The organism is Nocardia blacklockiae, assembly GCF_015477355.1.
GTDB classification, from domain to species: domain Bacteria; phylum Actinomycetota; class Actinomycetes; order Mycobacteriales; family Mycobacteriaceae; genus Nocardia; species Nocardia blacklockiae.
On record NZ_JADLRJ010000003.1, the window covers coordinates 367,224 to 385,645 of the forward strand.

Consider the following 18,422-nt stretch of genomic DNA (forward strand, 5'->3'; position numbering starts at 1 on the left):
AATGCCCGGACCGCCAACCGACTTCGCCGCTCACCCTACTGCCGACCGGGCGTCCGGGGAGCGGGAGCGAGCCGACCCGCGCGGTCGCGAGCCCCTCGGACGGTGTGTTCCGGCGACCGCGGGTTTACCCGGTGACGCTCCGGGCAGTCGCGCACCGAGGGAACTTCGATCGGAGGAGGAGGCGACTGTGAGCGGACGAACGGATGACGGCGACCCGAAGCAGCAGCAGCTCGACGGCCACCGGGTGGATCGGCGGAAAGGTCACCTGACCACGCAGCAGGGCGTGCGGGTCGACAACACCGACGACGCCGTGACGGTGGGGGAGCGCGGGCCGACCCTGCTCGACGACTTCCACGCCCGCGAGAAGATCACCCACTTCGACCACGAGCGCATCCCCGAGCGAGTCGTGCACGCGCGCGGCGCGGGCGCCTACGGCTACTTCGAGCCCTACGACGATTCCCTGGCCGAATTCACGGTGGCCGAATTCCTCACCGATCCCGACGTGCGCACTCCGGTGTTCGTACGGTTCTCCACGGTCGCGGGCTCGCGCGGCTCGGCGGACACCGTGCGCGACGTGCGCGGTTTCGCCACCAAGTTCTACACCCGGCAGGGCAACTACGACCTGGTCGGCAACAACTTCCCGGTCTTCTTCATCCAGGACGGCATCAAGTTCCCGGACTTCGTGCACGCGGTGAAACCCGAGCCGCACAACGAGATTCCGCAGGCCCAGTCCGCCCACGACACGCTGTGGGATTTCGTGTCGCTGCAACCGGAGACGTTGCACGCGATCATGTGGCTGATGTCGGACCGGGCGCTGCCGCGCAGCTATCGCATGATGCAGGGCTTCGGTGTGCACACCTTCCGGCTGGTGAACGCCGACGGGCGCGGCACCTTCGTGAAGTTCCACTGGACGCCCAAGCTCGGCACGCACTCGCTGCTGTGGGACGAGTGCCAGCAGGTCGCCGGTCGCGACCCCGACTTCAACCGCCGCGACCTCTGGGACATGATCGAGGCCGGGCAGTACCCGGAGTGGGAACTCGGCGTCCAGCTGATTCCCGAGGAGCGTGAGCACGATTTCGACTTCGATCTGCTCGACGCGACCAAACTGATCCCGGAGGAGCAGGTCGAGGTGCTGCCGGTGGGCCGGTTGGTGCTCGACCGCAACCCGGACAACTTCTTCGCCGAGACCGAGCAGATCGCCTTCCACACCGCCAACCTGGTGCCCGGCATCGATTTCACCAACGACCCGCTGTTGCAGTTGCGCAACTTCTCCTACCTCGACACCCAGCTGATCCGGCTGGGCGGCCCGAACTTCGCGCAGCTGCCGGTCAACCGGCCGGTCGCCGATGTGCGCAATCACCAGCAGGACGGCTACGGGCAGCACGCGATCCCGGTGGGCCGCGCCAGCTACACCGAGAACAGCCTCGGCGGCGGCTGCCCGGTGCTCAACGGCGACGGCTTCCACCACTACCCCGAACAGGTGTCGGGCACCTCGATGCGCAAGCGCGCCGAGAGTTTCCGCGAGTACTACCGCCAGCCCCGCATGTTCTGGCGCAGCATGGCGCCGCACGAGGCCGACCACATCGTCTCCGCCTTCGCCTTCGAACTCGGCAAGTGCGAGACCGTGGCGATCCGCGAGCGCGTCGTCGACCACCTGGCCCAGGTGGACGCGGACCTCGCCAACCGGGTCGCGGCCGAACTGGGCCTGCCCGCGCCGGCCGACCACGATCCGGGCGACGCGTTCGTCTCCCCGGCGCTCTCCCAGACGACCACCGCGCTGGACAGCATCGCGACCCGCCAGATCGCGGTTCTGGTCGACGAGGGTGTCGACGCCGCCGGCGTCGCGCGGTTGCGGGATCTGCTGACCGAGCGCGGCGCGGTCGTCGAGACCATCGGGCCGCACGGCGGTTCGGTGCAGTCCGAGGACGGCGGCGAACTCGCGGTGGACCGCACCCTGCTCACCACGGCGTCGGTGCTGTACGACGCGGTCGTGGTACCCGGCGGCAACAAGTCGGCGAATACGCTGGGCTACAACGGTTCCGCCGTCCACTTCCTGCAGGAGGCCTTCAAACACGCCAAGCCGATCGCGGCCTTCGGCGAGGGCGCCACGGTCCTGCGCATCGCCGGCCTCACCGCCGACATGCCCGCGGACCCGGGCGTCGTCACCAACAACGGCGTGATCGTCTCCGACACCGGCGGCACCGACCTCCCCGAGGAGTTCGTCACCGAGTTCGCCGCGATCCTGGCCCAACACCGCGTGTGGCAGCGAGTGGCCCTCACCGTTCCCGCGTGAGGACCGAGAAGCGCGGCGCGACAGTCGAGTTCACTGCCCAGTAGCGGGAAGGCCGTAGCGTACCGGGTGGAGCGCGGGCAGTGTCGTGTTCCTCGTCTGCTCGGGCGCAGCGTGTCAAACCGGATTTTTCGTTATGGAACCTCCCGGCAAGCGCATCCCACGACCGGCTCTTCACGCGCCGCAGGTGTTGCTGCACGCTGCGCTCCGGGTCGGGCGAAGGTTTCGGAGCTCAGCGGTGGCCCGGGCTGAATTGGCGCCACTCGGTATCCAGGCGGCGGGTGTGGTGGCGGAACAGCACGCCGTGGACCGCGCCGCACAAAGCGGCCCCGGCCAGGCCCGTCCCGGCGATCACGCCCGCGCCGGCGGCGATGCCGGCCAGGACGGCGGCGCCGGGCCAGGCGGGTGGTTCGGTCGGGGTGTTGTCGGGGCCCAGCCACAGCGGCACCTGCGCTCCGGCGGACAGCGTGCGCGGCACCGGGACGACGGCCTCGGCGTCGCGGCCGTCGCGCTCCCACCGCACCGGGGCGCGGGCGCCGCTGCGCGCGTCGTACACCGGTGTCGGGTCGGCGAGCACGGTGGCCGTGACGCGGGTTCGCGTCGCGTGCTCAAGACGGATGCGGTCGGCGTGGCCGCCGTAGACCGCGGTGCCGATCGCGCCCGCGAACGGCACCGCCAGCACGCACGCCAGCACGGCGAGCAGCCCGAGCACCGCCAGCGCGCGGTCCCCGGGCCGCATCAGCGGGTTGGCGCTCCACGGCGCCGTCCGCAGCAGCCGGACGCTGATCGAGGGATAGCCCCGCACCCCGATCACCTCTTCTCTTGTGATCACCCCGAGCCGTCGGGCGCGATTCGTCGCCGTCGCGCGCCCACATCTGTGATGTCGTTCGCGGGCCCGCGGGCGCTACGTGATTCGGGTGCGGGAGTGCCGGAAGAGTGGCCCCCAAGTCTTTACCCGTGGTAAGAGAATGGTCGTGTCGTCGTCAGCGCTGCTTCACCCTGCTGTGCCCGTTCGCGGTCGAACCGTGCTGTCGGCGTCGGGACGGTCTGCGCGGCGGTGACGAATCGGGTGACCCGCGCGGCGGCCACGGCCGCCCACGGAACGACAGGGTACGGCGTGCGTCCGGAGTCCGGATATCGCACGGATCTGGATGGATTGCGCGGTGTGGCCATCGCGCTGGTGGTGGTCTTCCACATCTGGTTCGGCCGGGTGTCCGGGGGCGTGGACGTGTTCCTGGTGCTGTCCGGGTACTTCTTCACGGGCCTGCTGCTGCGCCGCGCCGACGCGGGGCCGGTGGGTGTGGGATTCACGGTGCGCCGCACCGCGCGTCGGCTGTTGCCCGCGCTGGTGGTGGTGCTCGGGGCCGGTCTGGTGGCGGCCGTGGCGCTGCGGCCGTACACGCAGTGGGAGGCCATCGCCGCCCAGACGCTGGCCTCGCTCTTCTATGTTCAGAACTGGGAGTTGGCGTCGACCTGGTCGGATTATCTGGCGGCCGACCCGTCGGTGAGCCCGCTGCAACATCTGTGGTCGATGTCGGTGCAGGGCCAGTACTATCTCGCCGCGCTGCTCGTGGTCGCGGTCGTGGCCTGGGGCGCGCACCGGGCCGGGCGGCCCGAGGCCGTGCGTCCGGCGGTGGCGGTCGTGATCACGGTGGCCGCGCCGCTGTCGTTCCTCTACGCCGTGCACGGCACGGCCACCCAGCAGGGCTGGAACTACTACGACAGTCTGGCGCGCGCATGGGAATTGCTGGTGGGCGCGGCCTTGGCGCTGGCCGTGCCGTACCTGACACCGCCGCGGATCGTGCGCCTCGCACTGGCGGTCCTCGGCCTCGCCGGGGTGGTGCTGTGCGGCTGGCTGATCCTGGACGGCGCCAACCGTTTTCCGGGTCCGGCCGCGCTGCTGCCGGTCGGTGCGGCGGCCGCCGTGGTGATCGCGGGCAGCAATCTCGGTGCCGAACAGCCGCCGTGGCCCCTCCGGATCCTCGCGAGCCGGACGGCGCGGTGGCTGGGCGACCTCGCCTATCCGCTGTACCTGTGGCACTGGCCGATCCTGATCTTCTATCTGACCGACCGGAACCGCACCCACGCGGGCTTCGCCGGCGGCCTGGCCGTGATCGCGATGTCGCTGCTGCTGGCCTGGGCGACCCACCGGACGATCGAGGAGCCGCTGCGCCTGCGGTCGCGTCCGCATCGGCAGCCGCGTTCGCCGCGTCGGCACGCGGCGGCGATGCTCTACCGGCGACTGGCCGGTGCCGCGATCGTGCTGGTGGCGGTGCTGAGCGTCGTCGCGGCCGTCGGCTGGCAGGTGGCGGTGACCCGGGTGAATCCGCCGCAGGCGGTCGCCGGGCTGGAACCGGTGCGCTATCCGGGCGCCGAGGCGATCGCCTTCGGGGTGGAGGCGCCGCAGATGCCCATGCGCCCCAGCGTGTTCGCGGCGCCCGCGGACGTGCCGCCGCCCACCGCGGACGGCTGCATCGCCGACTGGGACACCAGCGAGGTGGTGACCTGCACCTACGGCGATCCCGCCGCGTCGCGCACGCTGGCGGTGGCCGGGAGTTCGCATGCCGAGCACTGGGTTCCGGCCTTGCAGGTGCTGGCGGAGCGGTACTCGTTCCGGATCCGGGTGTATCTGAAGATGGGCTGCCCGCTCACCCTCGCCGACGACGCGACCTACAAGGGCGAGTCGATCCCCGACTGCCGCGACTGGTCGCGCGCCGCTCTCGACCGCCTCGCCGCCGACCGCCCGGACTGGGTGTTCACCACCGGCACCCGCCCGCGCGACGACATCGGCGACGAGACCCCGCAGGACTACCTCGACGTGTGGTCGGCGCTGGGCGAGCGCGGCCTGAACGTCGTCGCGGTGCGGGACACGCCTTGGCTGCGCCGCGACGGCGTCCGGTACAAGGCGGCCGATTGCCTTGCGCAGGGCGGGAATCCGATCTCCTGCGGCATGCGTCGCGACGACGCCCTGGACCCGGTCGATCCCGAACTGGAGCCGGCCTCCCGGTTCCCCAACGTGTTCCCGATCGATATGACCGACGCCGTCTGCACGCGCGACGTGTGCCCGGTGGTGGGCGGCAACATCCTCATCTACCACGACGAGCACCACCTCACCGCCAGCTACTCCCGCTCGCTGGCCGGTCCGCTCGGGCGTCAGCTCCAGCCCATCCTCGGTTGGTGGTAGCCCACTAGGATGAGCGGGACGCGCCGCCGGCGTCCGGTGCCGGCGAGGTGATCACCGAGTACGGAGGTGCCCGATCGTGCTGGCAACCAAGCGCGGCCGGTTGCGGGCGCTGGCCGTGACGGCGGTGCTGGCCGCGGTGGCGTTCACGACCGGCTACGGCGCGGTCGAGCCGGCGGCTCCGGCGGTGGCCGCCATCGGCGCGCCCGCGACGCCCGACGCGCCCCTGCGGATCGACTACGGTTCGGGCCCGGACACTTTCGGCGATCTCTACCTGCCCGCCGGCGGCACCGGGCCCTATCCGGTGGTCGTGCTGATCCACGGCGGGAGCTGGGCGCAGTACCGGACCCTGGCCCAGTTCGCGCCGCAGGCCACGGCGCTGGCGCGGCAGGGCGTCGCGGTCTGGAACGTCGAATACCGGCGGGTGAACGGGGCCGGGGGCTGGCCGGTCACCCTCACCGACGTCGACGACGCGGTCACCGCGCTGGCGACCGTCGTGCAGCAGCGGTCCGGCCGCCGCCTGGACCTGCGGCGCGTGCACCTCGCCGGGCACTCGGCCGGCGGGCACCTCGCGGCGTGGGTCGCGGGCAGGCACGCGAGCCCGGATCCCGCTGCGCGGCGGGGCATTCGGATCCGCAGCCTCACGGTGCTGGCCGGGGTGCTGGACCCGGTGCTCGCGGTGCGCAACGGGCGCGACGGCGCGGTGCGCAAGCTGCTCGGCGGCGGCCCCGAGGAGGTGCCCGAGCGCTATCAGGAGGCGTCGCCGATCGCCCACCTGCCGCGCGGCATTCACGTCAGCGCGCTGCACGGCGAAGCCGACCGCGTGGTGGACCCCGAGCAGAGCCGCCGCTACGTCGCCGCGGCCCGGGCCGCCGGGAATACGACGGACCTGCAACTGCTGCCCGGCGTCGGCCACGCCGAATTCACCACGCCCACCTCGTCGGCGTGGGCGAGCGCCTTCAAGGTCGTACTCGACAACGTCGAGCGGCTGCGCTGAACGGTCAGGACGGCGTCGAACTGGGTTCGGGCAGCGTGCATTCCGCGACCTTGGGGTCGACGCCGAAATAGTTCAGCGGACCGGCGACCACGTTCAGCGCGATGGTCCCGAAATCGCCGCAGCTCTGTGAGACCCGCGTGAGATACCCGCGCTGACCGGCGGCCACCACCCCCACGATCAACCACACGAACATCAGCAGCGAGATCAAGCGCATGACGATCCTCCCCGTTCCGGCGGCTCCACCATCATGGCAGCTTCCGCACCGGCACGCCCCGAGCCGCTACGCTCTCGGCGTGGCCGCCGGTGAGGACGACAGCGACTTGGCACCGCGGGAAGCGATCGCGCACGCGGTGCGCGAGGACATTCTCGCGGGCCGACTCGTGCCCGGTGACCGGCTGCGCGAGGAGGATCTGGCCCGGCGCTTCGAGGTGTCGCGAGTGCCGATCCGAGAAGCGTTGTCGCAGTTGCACAGTGAGGGCTTCGTCACGCTGGTGCGCTACCGCGGCGCGACGGTGTCGGACACCGCCGGGGCCGCCGCGCGCGAACTCGTGCAGGTGCGGCGCGGCCTCGAGGTGCTGGCGGCGCAGCTGGCCGCCGAGCGCGGCGGCGGCGAGGTGGCCGACGAACTGCGGCAGGTGGTGGCCCTGGGCCGCGACACCGCGGCGCACGAGGAACTGCCGTCGCTGATCGTGCGCTTCCACACGCTGGTCGCGCAGGCCTCGGGCAACCACCAGTTGCAGGTCATGCTCGGCCAGATCCTGCGCCGGGTGCAGTGGATCTTCGATCAGCAGCTGGAGGCGCGCACGGCCGGGTCGTGGGGTGACCACGCGGCCATCGCGCAGGCGATCCTGAGCCGGTCGCCGATCCAGGCCGGGTACCTGATGGGCGAGCACATCGCCAAGGACGAGGCTCTGGTCGAGACCCTGCGCAACCGCTAGTTCGTATACAAGACGCACCAAGCTTCTCGGTTGTTACGTGTACTGAACGCAGAGAAACGCGGACGAAATAAGGTTTGTATACAAATTCCAGGGAGAAAGCTCGTTCCGCTGGAGGCCCGCATGTCCGCCGTCGCTCTCGACACCGAATCGCCGCCGCAATCCCTGTCACTTTGGCGCACAGCCCTTTTCGGCGTGCAGCACGTACTGGTGATGTACGCCGGCTGCGTCACCGTGCCCCTGGTCTTCGGCGAGGCCCTCGGCCTGGCCAAATCCACCATCGCGGTCCTGGTCAACGCCGACCTGCTGGTCGCGGGGGTGATCACCGTCGTGCAGGCCGCGGGGCTCGGTCGGCTGCTCGGGGCGCGGATGCCCGTGGTGGTCGGCGCGTCGTTCACCGCGCTCACGCCGATGATCCTGATCGGCCAGGAGTACGGGCTCTCGGCCGTCTACGGCGCGATGATCGCCGCGGGCCTGTTCGGCATCCTCGTCGCGGTGCCGTTCTCCCGGCTGATCCGGTTCTTCCCGCCGGTGGTCCGGGGCGCGGCGGTCACCATGATCGGGCTGTCGCTGATCGGCAACTCGGTGACGATGATCTTCGGCGACCGGCCGGCGGGCGGGTCGCGGCTGGCGCTGGCCGCCGGCATCGTGCTGCTCGTGGTCGCGCTGATGCGGTACGGCCGCGGGCTGCCGGCCCAGTCGGCGGTGCTGATCGCCCTGCTGCTCGGCACCGGTGTGGCCGCGCTGCTGTCGATGACCGATTTCGCCGGGGTCGGCGCCGCCGGTTGGTTCGGGGTGCCGCGGCTGTTCCTGTTCGGCGCCCCGACCTTCCCGATCGCCGGAATCATCTCGATGTGCCTGGTGATGCTGGTCATCTTCACCGAAACCACCGCCTATCTGCTCGCGGTCTCGGAGACCACGGGGGAGCCGGTCGGCCCCGCGCGGCTGGCTCGCGGACTGGCCGCCGACGGGCTGTCGGCACTGCTCGCCGGGCCGCTGACGTCCTTCCCGGACACCGTCTTCGCACAGAACGTGAGCTTGGTGCGCATGACCGGAGTGACCAGCCGGCGGGTGGTCGGGGTGGCCGGCGGCCTGCTCGTCGCGCTCGGGCTGATGCCGAAGATGGGCGAGATCGTGGCGAGCCTGCCCGACGTGGTGATCGGGTCGGTCAGCCTCGTCATGTTCGCCACGGTGGCGGGCGTGGGCATCGCGACCGTCTCGAAGGTCGACTTCGCGGTCGGCGGCAACCTGCTGATCGTGTCGCTGGCGATGGGCATCGGGATGATCCCGATCGTCTCGCCCGATGTGTATTCGGGGCTGCCGTCCGCCGCGAAGATCATCTTCGGGGGTGCCGTCACGAGCACGGTCGTCGTCGCGTTCGTCCTGAATCTGGTTTTCCACCACCTCACCCCGCTGTCCCGGAGGAGCACGCCCGCATGACCCCGATCACCCTGTTCACCGTGCCCACGACCGGTCCCGCCGACCTGCGCGCGCTGGCGGTGCTGGCCGAGGCCGGGCACCGCGTCGAGGACGTCCTCGGCGTCATCGGCAAGACCGAGGGCAACGGCTGCGTCAACGACTTCAGCCGCACGCTGGCCGCCGCCGCGTGGGAGCCGCGCTTGCCCGAGGCCGCGGTCACGGTGTTCTCCGGCGGCACCGAGGGCGTGCTGAGCCCGCACGTCAACCTGTTCGTGCGCGACGAGACCCGCCACCCGGGCTTCGATCGGGGACTGGTCGCCGCCGTGGGCCGCACCCGGGTTCTCGATCCCGCCGAGATCGGCCGCCCCGCGCAGATCGCCGCGGTCGCCGACACGGTCGGCAAGTTGGTATCCGAATTGGGCGTGCCGGCCGCCGACGTCCACTTCGTGCTGGTGAAATGCCCGCTGCTGACCTCCGACAAGATCGCCGCCCTGCGCGCCGCCGGGCGGGAACCGGTGTCCGAGGACACCTACGAATCCATGGGCCGCTCCCGCGCGGCCAGCGCCCTGGGCATCGCGGTCGCGCTCGGCGACTGCGACACCGACACCGCGGCGGCGGCGCTGTCGGGTGCGGCCGCGGTGTCCTCGGCGCGGGCGTCGGCGAGCGCGGGCGCCGAACTCGACGACTGCCACGTGCTCGTCGTCGCGGAGAGCGCGGCCGCGGCCAATCCGTGGCGCGCGCTGCACGGCGAGATGGCCGACGCGCTCGACATCGCTTCCGTCGCAGCGCTTCTCGACGAGGTGACGCGGCGCGGCGGCACCGTGCGGCAGATCTTCGCCAAGGCCGAGGCCGACCCGTCGGGCGCGGTGCGCGGCTACCGGCACACCATGCTCACCGACTCCGACGTCAACTCCACCCGGCACGCCCGCGCCGCCGTCGGAGGTCTGCTCGCCGCGCTCAAGGGCGACGGCGCGATCTACGTCTCCGGCGGCGCCGAACACCAGGGCCGCCCCGGCGGCGGGAGCATCACCGTCGTCTACGAACTCCCGGAGGTGCGGCGATGACCGCCACGACCGTTCCCGAGGCGCGCGGCGCCGCCATCGAGGAGTTCGAGGACGTTCCGGTGCCGCTCGCGCGGCGACGCGGACTGCTGTCGGTCTCGGCCGTGTGGTTCGGCTTCCCGATGGTGTTGACCTGCGCCATCTTCGGCGGGCTCATCGTGCACTCGCTCGGATTCGGGCGCGGGATGCTGGCCATCATGACCGGCAGCCTGATCCTGATGGGCTATGTGGGCGCGCTGAGCTACCTGGCCGGGCGCAGCGGCAAGAATTTCGCGCTCACCGCCGCCGAGACCTTCGGCCGCCGGGCCGCCGCGATCCCGTCCGGATTCCTGGCGACCGTCGTGATCGGCTGGTTCGCCTTCCAGACCGGCATGGCCGGCGCGATCCTGCACGACAGCCTGGGCTGGAACGAACGGCTCACCACGCTGGCCACCGGCGTCGTGTTCGTCGCGGTCACGCTGCTCGGCATTCGCGCGCTGTCGGTGATCGGGATGATCGCGGCGCCGTTCTACGTGGTGCTCGGGCTGGTCGCGATCGGGCTCGCCGCCGCGGCCGGGCCCGGCGCGCCGACCACCTATTCCGGCAGTGGCGCAATGAGTTTCGGGGCCGCGGTGACGCTGGTCATCGCCTCCTTCGTCGATTTGGGGACGATGACCGCCGACTTCACCCGCTGGTCGCGCTCCGGGCGCGAAGGGTTCCTCGCGGCGTTCTCGGCCTTTCCGCTCGGTCAGACGATCGCGCTGGTCATCGGCGGGTTCGTGGTGGCGCTGGGCGGCGCGCAGGATCCGGGTACCGACGGCGGCGACTTCCTCGGGCTGCTCATCGAGCACGGCGGCCTGCTGGTGCCGCTGGCCGTCGCCTTCGTCTTCGTCAATCTCGGCTCGGTGTGCACGCACTGCCTCTACAACGGCGCGGTCGGCTGGAGCCAGCTCACCGGCGGCCGGATGCGGCGGCTGACTGTCGTACTCGGCACGGCCGGCGTGCTGCTCGCGGTCGCCGGGATCTGGTCGTGGTTCGAGCAGTGGCTCAACCTGCTGGGCGTGATCGTGCCGCCGATCGGCGCGGTGGTCATTCTCGACCAGCTGGTCCTGCCGCGCTTCGGGCTCGGTTCGCGCGGCCGGGTGCGCGCCCTGCGCCGACCGCCGTTCGTCGGCTGGTTGGGCGGGTCCGCGGCCGCGCTGCTCACCCACGCCTTCGCGCCGCAACTGTCGGACGCCGTCGTGGGCCTGGTCGCCGCCACCGTCTTCTACACCGGCGCTTGCGTTCTCACCTCTCGTGACAAGGAGATCCCGGCATGACCCTCCCGACCGTGGCCGCGCGGCCCTACGCGTGGCCGTTCGACGGCGGCGTCGACCCCGCCCGCACCGCGCTGCTGCTCATCGACTGGCAGACCGACTTCTGCGGGCCCGGCGGGTATGTCGACCAGATGGGCTACGACCTCGCGCTCACCCGGGCGGGATTGGCGCCGACCGCCCGCGTGCTCGCGTCCGCGCGCCGCCGCGGGCTCACCGTGATCCACACCCGCGAGGGCCATCGGCCCGATCTCGCCGACCTGCCCGCGAACAAGCGCTGGCGATCGGCGCGAGTCGGGGCCGAGATCGGCAGCCTCGGACCGTGCGGCCGCATCCTGGTGCGCGGCGAACCGGGCTGGGAGATCGTGCCGGAAGTGGCGCCGCTGCCCGGCGAACCGGTGATCGACAAACCGGGCAAGGGCGCCTTCTACGCCACCGACCTGGACCTGCTGTTGCGCACGCGCGGCCTCACCCACCTGGTGCTCACCGGCATCACCACCGACGTCTGCGTGCACACCACCATGCGCGAGGCCAACGACCGCGGCTACGAATGCCTGGTGCTCTCGGACTGCACGGGCGCCACCGAGCGCCGCCACCACGAGGCGGCCCTGAGCATGGTGACCATGCAGGGCGGCATCTTCGGCGCGGTGGCGACCTCGGCCGAGCTGCTCGCCGTCCTCGACGCGTGAGGCGGGTCGTCCTGATCCACGGCGCGGCGACCGACTCGCGGGTCTGGGAATCGACGGTCGCCGCGCTGTCGGAGGTCGCGGAGGTACTGGCCCCGGACCGCCCGCAGTCCGGGGACCTGGACACCGAATTCGCCTGTCTCGCACCGCTGTGCGCGGGAGCCGTCGTGATCGGCGTCAGCGGCGGCGCGACCCTCGGGCTGGCACTGGCCGCCCGCGGCGTGCCGCTGGCCGGTGCGCTGCTCCACGAGCCCGCGGCCGGATCCCTCGCTCCCGGTCTGCTCGACCACGTCGCCGCCGGTCTGGTCGCCGGGGGAGTCGAGGGGTTCGGGCGCGCGCTGTACGGCCCGGCGTGGGAGATCGGGTGCACGACCGCGTCCCGCGAGACGGTCGCCGCGGAATTCGCGATGTTCGGCGCCTTCGAGCCCGCGCCCCTGCCCGCGCCCGGCCGGGTACTGCTCACCGTCGGAGAGCACTCACCGTGCACACGGCATCGGGCGGTAGCGGCCCTGGCGGCGTACCTCGGTACCCGGACGGCGGTGCTGCCGGGCGTCGGCCACGCCGCCCACCTGGAAGGCGGGCTGTCCGACGCGAGATGGTTGGAGAATTCCGGCGTGTGGTCGCCTGGGTGAAGTGGAGGACGGACCCGGGATCGCTGGGAGCACTGGATGTGGCCGCCTCGCGAAGTTGTGGAGGTGAAAGCGTGGGCCGGTCGGCCAGGTGACTCGATTTCGCGTGCCTCGCGGTGGGTGTTGCTGGGTACTCAGGGGAGGTTGTCGATGTCGGGCCAGTTGTCGTCGACCGGCCAGCCACCGGCCAGGAGGTGTTCACGGACGCGGGCGAGGTCGGCCTCGCGGGGCATCGCGTCGGTGATCTTGGTGATGCTCACCCCGACGTCGGTCCGGTCGGCGGGCAGGGTGCCCTGCGCGACCAGTTCCTCGGCGATCTCGCGGACCTCGTCCTCGGTCAGGCGTCGCGCGAGCAGGGCCAGCAGCGGCACGTAGTCGTTGTCGGGGACGCCGTGCGGATATCCGGCGCGCAGCCAATCGACGATTCTGGCGAGGAATGCGGTCAGGGCCATCGGTCTCCGGTTCTGCGACTGGTGGGTTCAGAACTGCGTGGCGGGGCGAGTGGGGCCGTCGTCGGCCATCCGTTCGATATCGTCCTCGCCCGGCTTTTCGAGCGCAAACGCGACCTCGGCGACCGTGCCCGACCTCGGTTGTGAAAATTCCCGGTTGCACTCGCCGCCGCGCGAGCGAAAGGTGGTCCGGGAAGCCTCGCGTCACCGAAGGACCACCCATGCCCCACTACGCCTTTCCCATCCTCGGCTCGGCCACCGTCTGCCTGAACATCCCGCTCGGCCCGTTCAGCATCAGCATCTGCATCTAGTCCCGCGGGCAGCGCTGCTCGCTCGTCCGCGCCGAAGATCGAAAACCCTTTCGCCCGAACGGTTTTCGCACGATCATCGGATGCGGGAACTACACTGGGATCGCCTCGGCCGCACAACGATGTCGCCGTCCTCCCGCGATTTTCGCCAGTGCAGAGAGCTGTGGTGAGTCCCGTGATATCTCCCCGTCGCCATCCCGATACCAGGCTCTGGACCTCCGGCGCCGCCCACGGCGGCGGGTGGGCCGACCAGGCCCCGGTCCCGGGTGCCACCTCGCCCGACGCCCCCGCCCTGGCGGTGTTCCACCACGACCTGCACATGGCCTGGCGCGCGGAGGACAGCACCAACAGCATCTGGCTGTCCAGCTCCGCCGACGGCGAGAGCTGGGTCCCGCCCTGGAACCTGCCCAATGTCGGCACCTCCGAACAGCCCGCCCTGACGACACTGGCCGAAATCGGCAGCGAGACGCTGTATCTGGCGTGGAAGGGCGCGGGCCGCGATCAGAGCCTCTTCTGGTCCACCTCGACGGACGGCCACAAATGGGAGGACCAGCAGATCCTGGGCGGCGCGGAGACCGCCCGCGCACCGAGCCTGACCGTGTATCGCGGTGCGCTGCAAGCCTTCTGGCGGGGCGGTGAACACCTGGTCACCGCCGACCAGAACCTCTATTCGTCGATGCGCGGCGGCACCGGCTGGAACGCGCCCGTGCGCCTGCCCGGGATGGCCTCCGCCGCGAGCCCCGCCGTCGCGGTCCTCGGCGACACCTTGTACCTGGCCCACCGCGGAGCCAAGGCCACACTGGACGACGACAAGTGGATCCGCCTGTGGAGCACCGTGAACGGGATCGCCTGGACCTCCCGGGCCAACCCGCCCGACGCCTATTCCGACCTCGCGCCGGCGCTGGCGGTCCAGGACGGCCGCCTGCACCTGGCCTGGAAATCCGCCAGCGGCGCGGAGATCTGGTACTCCTCGTTCGACGGTGACCAGAGCTGGCAGCCGCCCGCGCGGGCGGCCGCCTTCGAAAGCGGGCGCGGTCCCGCGCTGTGCGCCTTCCGCCCGGCGCGCGGCGCCGACGAGCTGCACCTGGCGTGGCGCGGTTCGACGCTGTGACCTCGCGTGCGCCCGCGGCGGAATAGGCGTCCGATCGCCGCCCGGCGTTCATCCGACGGACGTGTCGCCGCGGGATCCTGAGACCGTGCGCCCAGGTCGCGATTCGATTCCGCGAACAACGCGACATGGCTATAGGGTTGGCGGCGGTGTCTGATTCGGTCGCGCTGCGAGGCAGCGAATATGCGGTGTTGTTGCGTCGAGTACGGCAGGCCGGGTTGCTGGAGCGCCGGCTGCGGTACTACGGCTGGAAGGCGGCGCTCACGGGCGCGGCCTGGCTGGGCGGGTGGGCGCTGTTCGTCGTGATCGGCGACTCGTGGTGGCAGCTGGCCGTCGCGGTGTGGCTGGCCGCGGTGTTCGCGCAGCTGGCCTTCCTCGGGCACGACGCCGGGCATCGGCAGATCTTCGGCAACCGCCGTGCCGATCGCCTGTTCGGTCTGATCGCGGGCAATCTCGCCATCGGCGTGAGCATCGGCTGGTGGACCAGCAACCACAACCGCCACCACGCGCACCCCAACACCGAGGGCGCGGACCCGGATGTGATGGGGGTGCTGGCGCACTCGCCGCAGCGCGCGGGCGCGGGCCGGGGCTTGCGCCGCTTGGTCTTCCGCTACCAGGCGTGGCTGTTCTTCCCGATGTTGTTGCTGGAGGCGGGAAGTCTGCATTTCGCGAGCGCGCGGGCGGTGCTGCGCTGGCCGATTCCGAATCGTCGCTGGGAGGGCGCGCTACTGGCCGCCCACGCGATCGGCTACCTCGCCGTCGTCTTCGCGGTGCTGCCGCCGGGCAAGGCGGTGGTGTTCCTGCTCGTGCAGCAGGCGCTGTTCGGTTTCTACATGGGCTGCACCTTCGCTCCCAACCACAAGGGGATGGAGGTGCTGACCGCCGACGAGGCCACCGATTTCCTGCGCCGCCAGGTGCTCACCTCGCGCAACGTGCGCGGCAACCCGCTCATCGATACCGCGATGGGCGGCCTGAACTACCAGATCGAGCACCATCTGTTCCCGTCGATGCCGCGCCCCAACCTGCGCCGGGCACAGCCGCTGGTCGAACGGTTCTGCGCCGAACTCGGCTTGCCCTACAGCCAGACGGGCCTGCTGGATTCCTATGCGCAGGCGCTGCGCCACCTGCACGCCGTCGGCGCGCCGGCGCGGGCGGCGCTCACAGACGAGCCGCTGCCGCCGAAATCATCTGCCGGGACACCTCCGGCGGTTCTGCCTGAACGCTGAGCCGGTCCATGACCAGGCGGTAGACCTCCAGGTCCCGCAGGCGGTCCAGGTAGATCGCGCTGGTCAGTTGTTCGATGTAGACCAGGTCGGGCAGTTCGGGTTCGGCGAAGCGGAGCATCGTGAAGGAGCTGCCGGCGGCCGCGTGGCCGCCCGCGGCGTAGGGCAGCACCTGGACGGTCACGTTCAGCCGCTCCGACATCGCGACCAGATGCTCGAGCTGTTGGCGCAGCACCTCGGTGCCGCCGATCGGGCGGTGCAGCACGGTCTCGTCCAGGACCGCCCACAGCGTCGGGCCGCTCTCGCGATCGAGGATCTGCTGGCGACGCCGGCGCAGCTCGACGCGACGGTTCGCGTCCTCGTCCTGATGCCCCAGGGCGACGACAGCGCGGGTGTACTCCTCGGTCTGCAACAGGCCCGGAACCAATTGCGCCTCGAAGGTTCTGATGGCGTGCGCCGCGTGCTCGAGGCCGATGTAGGTCTCGAACCACTGCGGGAGCAGGTCGCTGTAGCGGTGCCACCAGCCGGGCTGGTTGGCCTTGCGGACCAACTCCAGGAACGCCTCGCGCTCCTCCGGGTCGGTGACCTTGTACAGCGTCAGCAGGTCGCGGATGTCGCGTTCCTTGAAGCCGGTGCGGCCCAGCTCGAGTCGGCTGATCTTGGCGTGGGAGCCGCGGATGTGCTCGCCCGCGGCCTCGCGGGTGACGTCGCACTGTTCGCGCAGCTTGCGCAGCTGACCGCCGACGGCGATGCGCAGCGCCGTCGGACCGCGTTCGGCGACAAGCGAATCCACGCTGCCGATCCGCGACGGAACCGATTCTGGGATCATGAGTTCTACTCCGATGTTCGACGATCACCAGCGGTGTTCAAGACCGCCGATCACACCGCGTCGAGGGAATATCATACCCCCGCGGCCGCAGCAGGCCAGTGTTCTCGTCGTCCCGAACCCTCGCTCCGCAAACTTCGCGCGACGACCCGCAGGTAGGTAGGGCTCTGCCGCGGCGTGGGGGCGCTTGACGTTCGTCGGCTGCCGCCACGCTGTAATCACACCGTCCGGTATCCACGAAATTCCTTGCCACACAACAATTTTGGCGGGGAATATGGCTGCAACTTAGATTTGCTAGAAATGTGCTACAAGCGTCCAGTTGGTCAAACGATCGATTCTTCAACCTCGCAAAGCGCATCCAAAACACGGCTATGACAGTGCGTTTGGTCATTTACGGGACCATCCCAGTATGGTTGCCCATCGATTACTGGATGTCTCTTCGCGCATGGAGGTGGTAGAGAGATTGCACTACTCAGTGGTGATCATCGGGTCGGGATTCGGCGGCATCGGCATGGGTGCCGCGCTCGAACGCGCCGGGATCCACGATTTCGTCATCCTCGAGGAAGGACCCGGCCTCGGCGGAGTGTGGCGGGACAACACCTATCCGGGGTGTAGCTGCGACGTTCCGGCGCACCTGTACTCGTTCTCGTTCGCCCCGTATCGCAGTACCCGCACGCGTTTTCCCGATCAGCGCCGCACCCTGGACTACCTGCGCCGGGTGGTCGAGGACCGGGGTCTGGCGCCGCACCTGCGCCCGAACTCGGCCGTCACCGAGGCGACCTACCTCGAACACGCGGCGTGCTGGGCGCTGGTGACCGCGAACGGCTCCCGGCTCACCGCGGACTTCGTGGTCTTCGCGGTCGGCCAGTTGCACCGCCCGTACGTGCCGGTCTTCCCGGGCCACGCCGAGTTCGCGGGCGCGGCGTTCCACACCGCGCAGTGGGATCACGGGATCGATCTCGACGGCCGGGACATCGCGGTCGTCGGGACCGGTTCGAGCGCGGCGCAGGTATTGCCGACGTTGCAGGCCCGCGCCCGCAAAGTGACCGTGTTCCAACGCACTCCGCACTGGATCCTGCCCAAGCCGGCCGACAATTTCGGTCCGTTGGCGCGCACCGCGCTGCGGCTGCCGGGCGGGCACCGCGCGTACCGGTGGGTCGTGCGGCAGGCGGCCGATTCGCTGCTGTCGCCGATCATGCGCCGCGGCTGGCCCGCGCGACCGGCCCGGTGGCTGGCCCGCGCGTATCTGCGGCGCGAGGTCGCCGATCCGCTGCTGCGGGAGCGGCTCACTCCCCGCTACCCGATCGGCGCCAAACGCATTCTGTTCGACCGCGCCTACTACCGAACGCTGCGCAGTCCCAACGTCGAACTCGTCACGGCGCCGATCGCGGGTATGTGCGAGGAAGGGATCGAGACCGTGGACGGGACCCGCCACCGCGCCGATGTGGTCGTCTACGCCACGGGTTTCCGGGCCTCGGAGTTCCTCACGCCGATCGTCGTGCGCGGGCGCGGCGGGCGAATGCTGCACGACCAATGGCGTTCCGGCGCGGCGGCGTTCATGGGCCTGGCCGTCCCCGGCTTCCCGAACGCCTTCCTGATCGCCGGGCCCAACTCCTTCAATCCGGCCGGCAGCAATCCGGCCATGAAGGAGCACCAGATCGACTACATCATGAGATGCCTGCGCTGGCGTGCCGAAATCGGCTCTCCCGCAATAGAAGTCGGCACCGAGGCAATGGCGACCTACCAGCGGTGGCTGCGGGCGGCGATCGCGCGGACGGTGTGGGCGTCCACCGGGTCGAGCTGGTACAAGCACGAGAGCGGCGCCGTGACCAATCCCTGGCCGGCCTCCGCCCGCACCTACGCCCGCATGCTGCGCACCCCGCCGGAACACTCGTTCCAGCCGGTCGCCAGGCGGGCCACCGAGGCCGCCTGAGCGACCGAGGCCGCTGGTGGCGTCGCCGATACCGGTCGGCGCCACGAGCGGCGAATTCGGAAACGGCCATTTCGCGAGCGATGCC

At 70.7% G+C, this 18,422-nt stretch carries 16 protein-coding genes; 12 read left to right on the forward strand and 4 right to left on the reverse strand.

Annotation, left to right across the window (positions count from 1 at the left end):
• Position 1: 1 nt before the first annotated feature.
• A complete protein-coding gene (locus tag IU476_RS11240) occupies positions 2-2,293 on the forward strand; it encodes a catalase (RefSeq protein ID WP_195099299.1) in 2,292 nt (763 codons plus the stop codon).
• Positions 2,294-2,522: 229 nt separating this feature from the next.
• Here the strand turns inward: IU476_RS11240 and IU476_RS11245 are convergent, their stop codons facing one another.
• Positions 2,523-3,095 (reverse strand): Rv1733c family protein, encoded by a 573-nt coding sequence (locus IU476_RS11245; protein WP_195099319.1) that lies wholly within the window; start codon positions 3,093-3,095, stop codon positions 2,523-2,525.
• A 252-nt stretch (positions 3,096-3,347) separates the two neighbouring features.
• On the opposite strand from IU476_RS11245, the gene IU476_RS11250 reads away from it, so the two are divergent.
• Together IU476_RS11250 and IU476_RS11255 are read left to right on the forward strand one after the other, a co-directional pair.
• Complete coding sequence (locus tag IU476_RS11250) at positions 3,348-5,474, forward strand: acyltransferase family protein (protein ID WP_438943996.1); 2,127 nt, start codon at positions 3,348-3,350, stop codon at positions 5,472-5,474.
• A 76-nt stretch (positions 5,475-5,550) separates the two neighbouring features.
• Positions 5,551-6,468 carry an alpha/beta hydrolase family protein gene (locus IU476_RS11255; RefSeq protein ID WP_324194009.1) on the forward strand — a complete coding sequence of 306 codons (918 nt, stop codon included), beginning with the start codon at positions 5,551-5,553 and terminating at the stop codon, positions 6,466-6,468.
• Positions 6,469-6,472: 4 nt separating this feature from the next.
• Here the strand turns inward: IU476_RS11255 and IU476_RS11260 are convergent, their stop codons facing one another.
• Positions 6,473-6,682: a hypothetical protein gene (locus IU476_RS11260; protein WP_195099321.1), complete on the reverse strand. Its 210-nt coding sequence runs from the start codon at positions 6,680-6,682 to the stop codon at positions 6,473-6,475.
• A 79-nt stretch (positions 6,683-6,761) separates the two neighbouring features.
• Between IU476_RS11260 and IU476_RS11265 the strand changes: the two genes are divergently transcribed.
• From IU476_RS11265 to IU476_RS11290, 6 genes are all read left to right on the forward strand, one after another.
• Positions 6,762-7,406: a GntR family transcriptional regulator gene (locus IU476_RS11265; RefSeq protein ID WP_195099324.1), complete on the forward strand. Its 645-nt coding sequence runs from the start codon at positions 6,762-6,764 to the stop codon at positions 7,404-7,406.
• Positions 7,407-7,526: 120 nt separating this feature from the next.
• Positions 7,527-8,843: a nucleobase:cation symporter-2 family protein gene (locus IU476_RS11270; RefSeq protein ID WP_195099326.1), complete on the forward strand. Its 1,317-nt coding sequence runs from the start codon at positions 7,527-7,529 to the stop codon at positions 8,841-8,843.
• The gene (atzD, locus tag IU476_RS11275) at positions 8,840-9,886 is read left to right on the forward strand and encodes a cyanuric acid amidohydrolase (protein WP_195099328.1); all 1,047 of its coding nucleotides are present in this window, start codon (positions 8,840-8,842) and stop codon (positions 9,884-9,886) included. The genes IU476_RS11270 and atzD overlap by 4 nt, the downstream gene beginning before the upstream one ends.
• The gene (locus IU476_RS11280) at positions 9,883-11,181 is read left to right on the forward strand and encodes a cytosine permease (protein ID WP_195099330.1); all 1,299 of its coding nucleotides are present in this window, start codon (positions 9,883-9,885) and stop codon (positions 11,179-11,181) included. The genes atzD and IU476_RS11280 overlap by 4 nt, the downstream gene beginning before the upstream one ends.
• Positions 11,178-11,864 (forward strand): biuret amidohydrolase, encoded by a 687-nt coding sequence (gene biuH / locus IU476_RS11285; protein ID WP_195099332.1) that lies wholly within the window; start codon positions 11,178-11,180, stop codon positions 11,862-11,864. The genes IU476_RS11280 and biuH overlap by 4 nt, the downstream gene beginning before the upstream one ends.
• Entirely contained in the window at positions 11,861-12,493 is a 633-nt protein-coding gene (locus IU476_RS11290) for an alpha/beta fold hydrolase (RefSeq protein ID WP_195099335.1), read from the forward strand. Before biuH ends, IU476_RS11290 begins: the two co-directional genes overlap by 4 nt.
• 131 nt (positions 12,494-12,624) lie before the next feature.
• Here IU476_RS11290 and IU476_RS11295 read toward each other — a convergent pair whose 3' ends face one another.
• On the reverse strand, positions 12,625-12,942 hold the full coding sequence (locus IU476_RS11295) for a DUF3349 domain-containing protein (RefSeq protein ID WP_195099336.1): 318 nt from the start codon (positions 12,940-12,942) through the stop codon (positions 12,625-12,627).
• 480 nt (positions 12,943-13,422) lie between these two features.
• Here IU476_RS11295 and IU476_RS11300 point away from each other — a divergent pair, with 480 nt between their 5' ends.
• Both IU476_RS11300 and IU476_RS11305 read left to right on the forward strand, forming a co-directional pair.
• Positions 13,423-14,358 carry a hypothetical protein gene (locus IU476_RS11300; RefSeq protein ID WP_195099337.1) on the forward strand — a complete coding sequence of 312 codons (936 nt, stop codon included), beginning with the start codon at positions 13,423-13,425 and terminating at the stop codon, positions 14,356-14,358.
• A gap of 146 nt (positions 14,359-14,504) precedes the next feature.
• Entirely contained in the window at positions 14,505-15,581 is a 1,077-nt protein-coding gene (locus tag IU476_RS11305) for a fatty acid desaturase family protein (protein WP_324194010.1), read from the forward strand.
• On the opposite strand, the gene IU476_RS11310 is transcribed toward IU476_RS11305, so the two are convergent.
• On the reverse strand, positions 15,514-16,407 hold the full coding sequence (locus IU476_RS11310; RefSeq protein WP_195099339.1) for a Sco1979 family transcriptional regulator: 894 nt from the start codon (positions 16,405-16,407) through the stop codon (positions 15,514-15,516). The genes IU476_RS11305 and IU476_RS11310 overlap by 68 nt on opposite strands.
• Positions 16,408-16,867: 460 nt before the next feature.
• On the opposite strand from IU476_RS11310, the gene IU476_RS11315 reads away from it, so the two are divergent.
• On the forward strand, positions 16,868-18,337 hold the full coding sequence (locus tag IU476_RS11315; protein WP_195099340.1) for a flavin-containing monooxygenase: 1,470 nt from the start codon (positions 16,868-16,870) through the stop codon (positions 18,335-18,337).
• Positions 18,338-18,422: the final 85 nt, after the last annotated feature.